Raw genomic sequence first — 7,157 nt, forward strand, 5'->3', positions numbered from 1 at the left:
TTGCTTCTTAGCCTTTTTAGAAAGGAAAGTCATGAATACACGTGTCTTTAAAGACATCTCAAAATACCAACACAGGGCTTGGTTAGGCTTCACTACAAGGCAAATCATCTTTGTTTTACCAGCCTTTATTGTCACAATTATTGTTTTGGGCTTGAATCTCTTTTTCTGGCAATTTGGAGATTGGTTTGTTTACGGTTTTGTGTTTGCTTTTACCATCCCCCTCATGCTTTTTGGAGTCTATAAACCCAATGATTTATATTTTGAACATTATTTGAAATACCGTCTTCATTTTGAATTAACGGTTCCCCTACGCACAATTACAGGAAAGAAAGGACCTGAACATGAAAAGAAAATCAAATACATTAAAGAAACAAAAAACTTCAATGACTAATAAAAAGGAAAAAGTTAAAGGGAAAAAAGAGGAAGTGTTACCCTCAACGGCTAATACTCTTTCCTATCAAGCCCTGTATCAAAATGGTCTGATGCAGGTAAAAGAAGATTTTTTCTCACAAAGCTATTTACTTGGTGATGTCAATTACCAAACTGTTGGTTTAGAAGATAAGGGCGCAATCATTGAGAAGTATTCTGATTTGATTAACTCTTTAGACGACCAAACCAACTTCCAATTGACCATCTTTAATAAAAGATTGAATTTAGAAAAGTTTAGACAAAGTGTTTTGTATGAGGAAAAAGAAGATGGATATGATACCTATCGTAAAGAATTGAATCGGATGATGAATCAGAATTTAGACAGTGGTGAAAATAATTTTTCAGCTGTGAAACTGATTAGCTTTGGTAGAAAGGATTCTAATCCCAAACAAGCCTATCGTTCCTTGTCTCAAATTGGAGAATATTTCAAGAGTGGTTTTTCAGAAATTGATGCTCACTTTGAATCCTTGGCTGGAGAAGAGCGTGTCAACTTGTTGGCCGATATGCTTAGAGGAGAACACCATCTTCCTTTTTCTTACCGTGATTTAACGAGATCTGGTCAGACAACTCGTCACTTCATAGCGCCTAATCTATTGGATTTTAAAAACAAGAATTACCTACAAATCAATGACCGCTTATTGCAGATTGTCTATGTGAGAGACTACGGCATGGAATTAGGTGATCAGTTTATTCGAGACCTCATGCAAGGAGATTTGGAATTGATTGTGAGCCTCCATGCTCAAAGTTCGACCAAGGCGGATGCTATGAAGAAACTACGAACAAAGAAGACCTTGATGGAATCCCAAAAGATTGGGGAACAACAAAAACTAGCTCGTACAGGTATCTATTTGGAAAAAGTAGGCCATGTTTTAGAAAGCAATATCGATGAAGCTGAAGAACTCTTAAAAACCATGACAGAGACAGGAGATAAACTATTTCAAACGGTCTTCTTGATTGGGGTCTTTGGTCAGGATGAAGAAGAACTCAAACAAGCACTAGACACTATTCAACAAGTGGCCGGCTCAAATGACCTAATGATTGATAAACTTCCATATATGCAAGAAGCAGCCTTTAATAGTTTGCTGCCATTTGGTTGTGATTTTTTAGAGGGAGTATCACGGAGTTTATTAACGTCCAATATAGCAGTGAACTCTCCTTGGACTTCAGTAGATTTACAAGACCGTAGTGGGAAATATTACGGTATCAATCAAATCTCAAGCAATATTATTACCATTGATCGTAGCCTATTAAATACACCGTCTGGTCTGATTTTAGGAACATCTGGAGCTGGGAAAGGGATGGCAACCAAGCATGAAATTATCACGACCAAAATCAAGGAATCTGGTGAAAATACTGAAATTATCATCGTGGATCCAGAAGCAGAGTACAGTGTCATTGGACGGGCTTTTGGTGGAGAAATGATTGATATTGCGCCTGATTCCCAAACCTATCTCAATGTCCTTGACTTGTCTGAAGAAAATATGGATGAGGATCCTGTAAAGGTAAAATCAGAATTTCTTTTATCCTTTATCGGCAAATTATTGGATAGGAAAATGGATGGAAGAGAAAAATCGATTATCGACCGAGTTACGAGACTCACCTATCAGTCATTTAAAGAGCCTTCTTTGGAAGAATGGGTTTTTGTCTTGAGCCAACAACCAGAAGAAGAAGCGCAGAATTTGGCACTTGATATGGAACTGTATGTAGAAGGTTCTCTTGATATTTTTTCTCATAAAACCAATATTCAGACAGGATCTAATTTCTTGATTTATAACGTTAAGAAGTTAGGAGATGAGCTGAAACAAATCGCCCTTATGGTTGTTTTTGATCAGATATGGAATCGTGTCGTTCGGAACCAAAAATTAGGGAAGAAGACCTGGATTTATTTTGATGAAATGCAGCTTCTCTTATTAGATAAATATGCCAGTGATTTCTTCTTTAAATTGTGGAGTCGTGTCAGAAAATATGGAGCTAGTCCGACTGGGATAACCCAAAATGTCGAAACCTTATTGTTAGATCCAAATAGTAGACGGATTATTGCAAATAGTGAATTTATGATTCTCCTCAAGCAAGCAAAAAATGATAGAGAAGAACTGGTTCAACTCTTAGGCTTGTCAAAAGAACTCGAAAAATACCTTGTCAATCCAGAAAAAGGGGCTGGACTAATAAAAGCTGGTTCAGTTGTCGTTCCCTTTAAAAATAAGATTCCTCAAGGTACACAATTGTTTGATATCATGAGTACAGATCCTGATAAAATGGCTTCTAATTAAGGGGAAGGTAAATGAAGGATAAAAGAGAAATCATACGTGCCCGAAAGGCATTTAGAAGAAGTCTAAAAGATGAGAAGAAATTCTTGAAACAAGGAAAGAAGGAGGTAAGGAAACAGAAAAAAGATTCCTCTGTACTGGATGAAAAAGCATGGAAAAAAGAGATAAAAGAAAAGCTAGAGGAGATGAGAGAAGCTTCAAAGGAGAGAGTAAAACAAGCAAATGAAGACTACAATCATATTCTTCAAAATAGTCCTCCATCTTTTTTGAATCGCAAAGAATTAAGAGACAGACGGTTGCCTCATGCTCGGAAACGATTGAAAATAGCCAAGGAGCAATTTAGAGAAGCCAAGGTAGAAGCAAAAGAAGAAAGAAAAGAGAGTCGTAAAGAAAGAAAAACCAATCAAAAATTTCTTTATGGTCAGGAATCGAAAGCAAAATCTAATTTTTTCTTTCAAGGGAAGAGTTTAGAAGAATTAAAAGCTAAGAAAGAAGTCAAGGCCGCAAAAGAGAATCTAAAATCTACTAAACAAGCCTATAAGTCCAAAAAAGTCAGTAGGAAAGCCAAAACTTTTCTTTATGTCCTTGGACGTGAAGGTGGAGAGTTAGCTTCAGAAAATGAAGATTTAGAAGGTTATCGCACACTTCAAGAGACCATTAGAAAAGGAAAACGCTACAGTCGGCTTTCTTATAACCTTGGAAAAGCTAGTGTCAAAACAGGACAAGCAACAGGTCGTTTTACCAAGAAAAGACTGACCAACACAAAAGAGCGATACCATCATTTTAAGGATGGAAAAGGATGGAAACTAGCGAAAGATAACCCAAGTTCCTTTAAAAATCGGTTTCGAAAATTAAAGAAACAAGGTCTTACAAGTGTCCAAAATATCTATCAAAAACTAAAAGCAGCCTTTTCCTTCTTTACATTTGCGGCTGGAAATCCTGTAACCTGGATAGTTGGAGGCTTAGTCTTTCTTCTCTTACTTATGATGAGCTTCTTTTTAGGATTTTCATCTGCTAGTTTGATTCAACAAGATGAATTTGAATTAACAAAAGCTTATACCCACCTAACTTGGGAAGATGCAGAACATACTCGCACAAATGGCAAAGGAATTACTTATTACACAAAAGTTGATGATGTGATGGGGTATATGAACTTTAAATTCCATGACTATGAGTTACACAAACCAGTTCACTTATTTAGTTCAGAAACTTACAAGGATTATCTATCTACTTTGTGGCATGATTTAAACGATGGGGAAGATTTGAAATCCATGCAAGACCTTTATGAAACTCCTAAGTATAAACTATCGAAAGACGATCAAGAGGAAATAAAGGAACTAAAAGAAGAGGGGGTGTATGCTTCCATGCAGGAATTGGACAATCCATTTGAGGGGAAAAGCAACGAAGATAGTCTAACCATGACTTATCGTTATGGATACTATGATTTAGACGGAAAACCTACTCTTCAGGAGTACATTCTACTAGAAGCGAAGGCTCACCAAACGATTGTCGCACCAATGGATGGAGTTGTATCTCTTGACGGAGATGATGTTATTCTTACTAACGGAAAAGGAGAGAATGAGAGTCGTTTAACCTTGTATTCTATTCATAATGGCCGTGCGATTGAGGGAACAAGAGTCCTAACAGGTGATGTTATTGGTGAAACACCAGATGATACAGGTTTGAAAGTTTCCTATCAAAAGTATAAGAACAAGAAAGAAAAATTGGTGTACGTCAATCCGCAATTTTATTTTCCCAAAGTCATTCAACTTCAGACCACTATCTTACCTGCCATTGGTCAGTTTGGTGGGGATGAGTTTGAACGAGCAAAACATATTTATGAGTTTTTGAAATCTCAAGGGGCAAGTCCCCAAGCCATTGCGGCTATTTTAGGAAATTGGTCGGTAGAGTCTTCTATCAATCCTAAACGAGCTGAAGGAGATTATTTATCTCCTCCTGTTGGCGCTACCGATTCCTCATGGGATGATGAAAGCTGGTTAGCGATAGGAGGGCCAGCCATTTATAGTGGTGCTTATCCTAATATCCTTCATAGAGGTTTGGGGTTAGGTCAATGGACGGATACTGCATATGGTTCAACACGTCATACAGCTTTGTTAAATTATGCACGTAGCAAAAATAAGAAATGGTATGATTTAGACCTCCAACTTGATTTTATGCTTCATGGGGATAGTCCTTACTATCAAAGTTGGCTAAAGGATTTCTTTAAAAATACGGGTAGTGCAGCCAATCTAGCCCAACTCTTCCTTACCTATTGGGAGGGAAATTCTGGTGACAAACTACTGGAAAGACAAACTAGAGCAACGGAATGGTATTATCAAATTGAAAAAGGCTTTAGTCAAACAAATGGAGGACAGGCAAAAAGTGACCCACAATCCCTTGAAGGGGTTCGTGGGGACTTGTATGATCATTCTGTTCCTGGTGGTGGAGATGGTATGGCCTATGCCTATGGACAATGTACATGGGGTGTTGCGGCTCGTATGAACCAATTAGGATTAAAGCTAAAAGGTAGAAATGGAGAAAAGATTTCAATCATTAATACTATGGGAAATGGTCAGGACTGGGTTGCGACAGCTTCAAGTCTTGGAGGGGAAACTGGCTCTACACCAAGAGCAGGTGCCATTGTTTCTTTTGTGGGAGGTACACATGGCACACCAGCCATCTACGGTCATGTGGCTTTTGTCGAGAAAGTATATGATGACGGTTCTTTCCTTGTGTCTGAAACCAACTATGGTGGCAACCCTAACTATACCTTTAGAAAAATCTCTCAAGCAGATAGTGCCATTAGTTTTGCTTATACTACGAAATAGAAGAGTTTACACTTGAAATTTTAACCATTTTCAGGTAGAATAAATAGTGTAGATGAGTAGTCGGCTCATGGTCAATCTGATAGTAATCTTGGACATAAGGGCCAAGCGGTGGCGGACACCAGAACGAAATCCGATAGCAATCTTGGACGTAAGGGCCAAGCGGTGGCAGACACCAGAATAAACCGACTGACTAGGTGGCTTACAGACTCTGTAAACCACCTTTTTTGTGAGGAAAATATGGCAAATTCTAGAGATTATCGTAATCCAAATTACACCGAAAAAATAAAACTTCAGCGTTTTTTTACTCAGTTACAAATTGCGGCTTCTTTTTTTAAAGAACACTTCGTTGGCAAAATCATGTATTATGAAACAGAAATAGAAAGTGTTGAACTTCATTTTTCACCTACTAATTTCATGCACCTATGTGGTGTTGATTACCGAAAAGGTGCAGGCAGTTTCTTTGACGATTGTTTAAATAGTCATGTCATAATTGATGAGTTGAAAATAAAAAATGATGGAACCACGATGCAAAAGTTACAAGTTTTAGGATCTATTGAGGAGTTATTGGGAAAGCATGTTCATCTAACTGGTTCAGGACGTTATTTGTATTTGGAGTTTGATTATGCTCTACGTACAAGAAAACAGATACTAGCATTAACATTGAAAGAGACATCAAGGAAAATTGTTCCTCAATCTTTATTAGATTTGAAGAGAAAGACAGTATTTCCAGAAGGTCAAAAAGTAATTTCAATTTACTCAAAACATTTACAAACGTCGGAACTTTTTTATTATTTAAAAGATTAGTTTACATATCTTTTGTGGTATAAAACATATTTTTATCATTATAAGGAGAACGCAGTTTTGGCTCGTTCTTTTTTTGTTGATGATATGCTCCAAACAACATATACTAGATTGGATATGAAATAGTTTGTGATTACATAATTTATCTTCAGGAAAGTTATTGACATTATGTCAATTTCTGTTATGATAGACATCTCTAACAATTTCCGTTATAACAGACATTGACTTACAAAGTATTTCTTTTCTGAACATATTAGCGTTATAATATAAATGCAGTGTTACACTGTAGAATATTAAGAAAATAGGATACTATAGGTTTAAACTAAATGTGTAAGATAAATAGTTGGATTAGTAAAAGTTTCAAGTCTGATAAGAACAACATTACATTTCATACAACTGAATGTATATATTTTATAAGAGAGAGGGATGCTTGATTGGGGAAAATCATTCAAAATACAGTTATAAGGATTTTAATAAGAATGAAAGTGTGATATTTCTTTTTCAATAATCTTCTAAATTTATTAAAATCAAGCTTTCCACTTATGTATTCTGCTAATAAACTTCAATACATTTCAATAGATTTTCAATATTTGGTGGGGATTTTTATTATACTTTGTACGAGCTTTTCAATACCCTACCCCAACCTTTAAAATCCCCTAAGTTATTTACTCAAGGGATTTTTTATCTGCTTTTTTCATACTCAAACAGTCAGTCTAACTGTTTGATTTTCTTTGTGACTAAGTCCCTAAAAATAGTAGAATTAGCTACTTTACTGATTTTACAAGATAATAACAAGACCTAAACGTATAATTTATTTAGGTTTACCAATTAT

General features: G+C 36.3%; 5 protein-coding genes. 4 read left to right on the top strand and 1 reads right to left on the bottom strand.

The annotated features are described in order from the left end of the window. The first annotated feature begins 31 nt into the window (after nucleotides 1–31). The 3 genes from D8836_RS09785 to D8836_RS09795 are packed head-to-tail and all read left to right on the top strand — an operon-like array spanning nucleotide 32 to nucleotide 5,524. Complete coding sequence (locus D8836_RS09785) at nucleotides 32–391, top strand: PrgI family protein (RefSeq protein ID WP_001097589.1); 360 nt, start codon at nucleotides 32–34, stop codon at nucleotides 389–391. Then, complete coding sequence (locus tag D8836_RS09790; RefSeq protein ID WP_185761627.1) at nucleotides 342–2,699, top strand: VirB4-like conjugal transfer ATPase, CD1110 family; 2,358 nt, start codon at nucleotides 342–344, stop codon at nucleotides 2,697–2,699. Before D8836_RS09785 ends, D8836_RS09790 begins: the two co-directional genes overlap by 50 nt. Before the next feature lie 11 nt (nucleotides 2,700–2,710). Beyond that, the gene (locus tag D8836_RS09795; RefSeq protein ID WP_125393881.1) at nucleotides 2,711–5,524 is read left to right on the top strand and encodes a phage tail tip lysozyme; all 2,814 of its coding nucleotides are present in this window, start codon (nucleotides 2,711–2,713) and stop codon (nucleotides 5,522–5,524) included. Nucleotides 5,525–5,554: 30 nt separating this feature from the next. Here the strand turns inward: D8836_RS09795 and D8836_RS11215 are convergent, their stop codons facing one another. After that, on the bottom strand, nucleotides 5,555–5,743 hold the full coding sequence (locus D8836_RS11215; RefSeq protein WP_001860875.1) for a hypothetical protein: 189 nt from the start codon (nucleotides 5,741–5,743) through the stop codon (nucleotides 5,555–5,557). 18 nt (nucleotides 5,744–5,761) lie between these two features. Here D8836_RS11215 and D8836_RS09805 point away from each other — a divergent pair, with 18 nt between their 5' ends. Next, nucleotides 5,762–6,328, top strand: a complete 567-nt coding sequence (locus D8836_RS09805; protein WP_070481759.1) for a PBECR4 domain-containing protein — start codon at nucleotides 5,762–5,764, stop codon at nucleotides 6,326–6,328. Nucleotides 6,329–7,157 lie beyond the last annotated feature (829 nt).

Origin of the sequence: Streptococcus mitis (assembly GCF_003942995.1) — a bacterium.
Taxonomy (GTDB): Bacteria; Bacillota; Bacilli; order Lactobacillales; family Streptococcaceae; genus Streptococcus; species Streptococcus mitis_CV.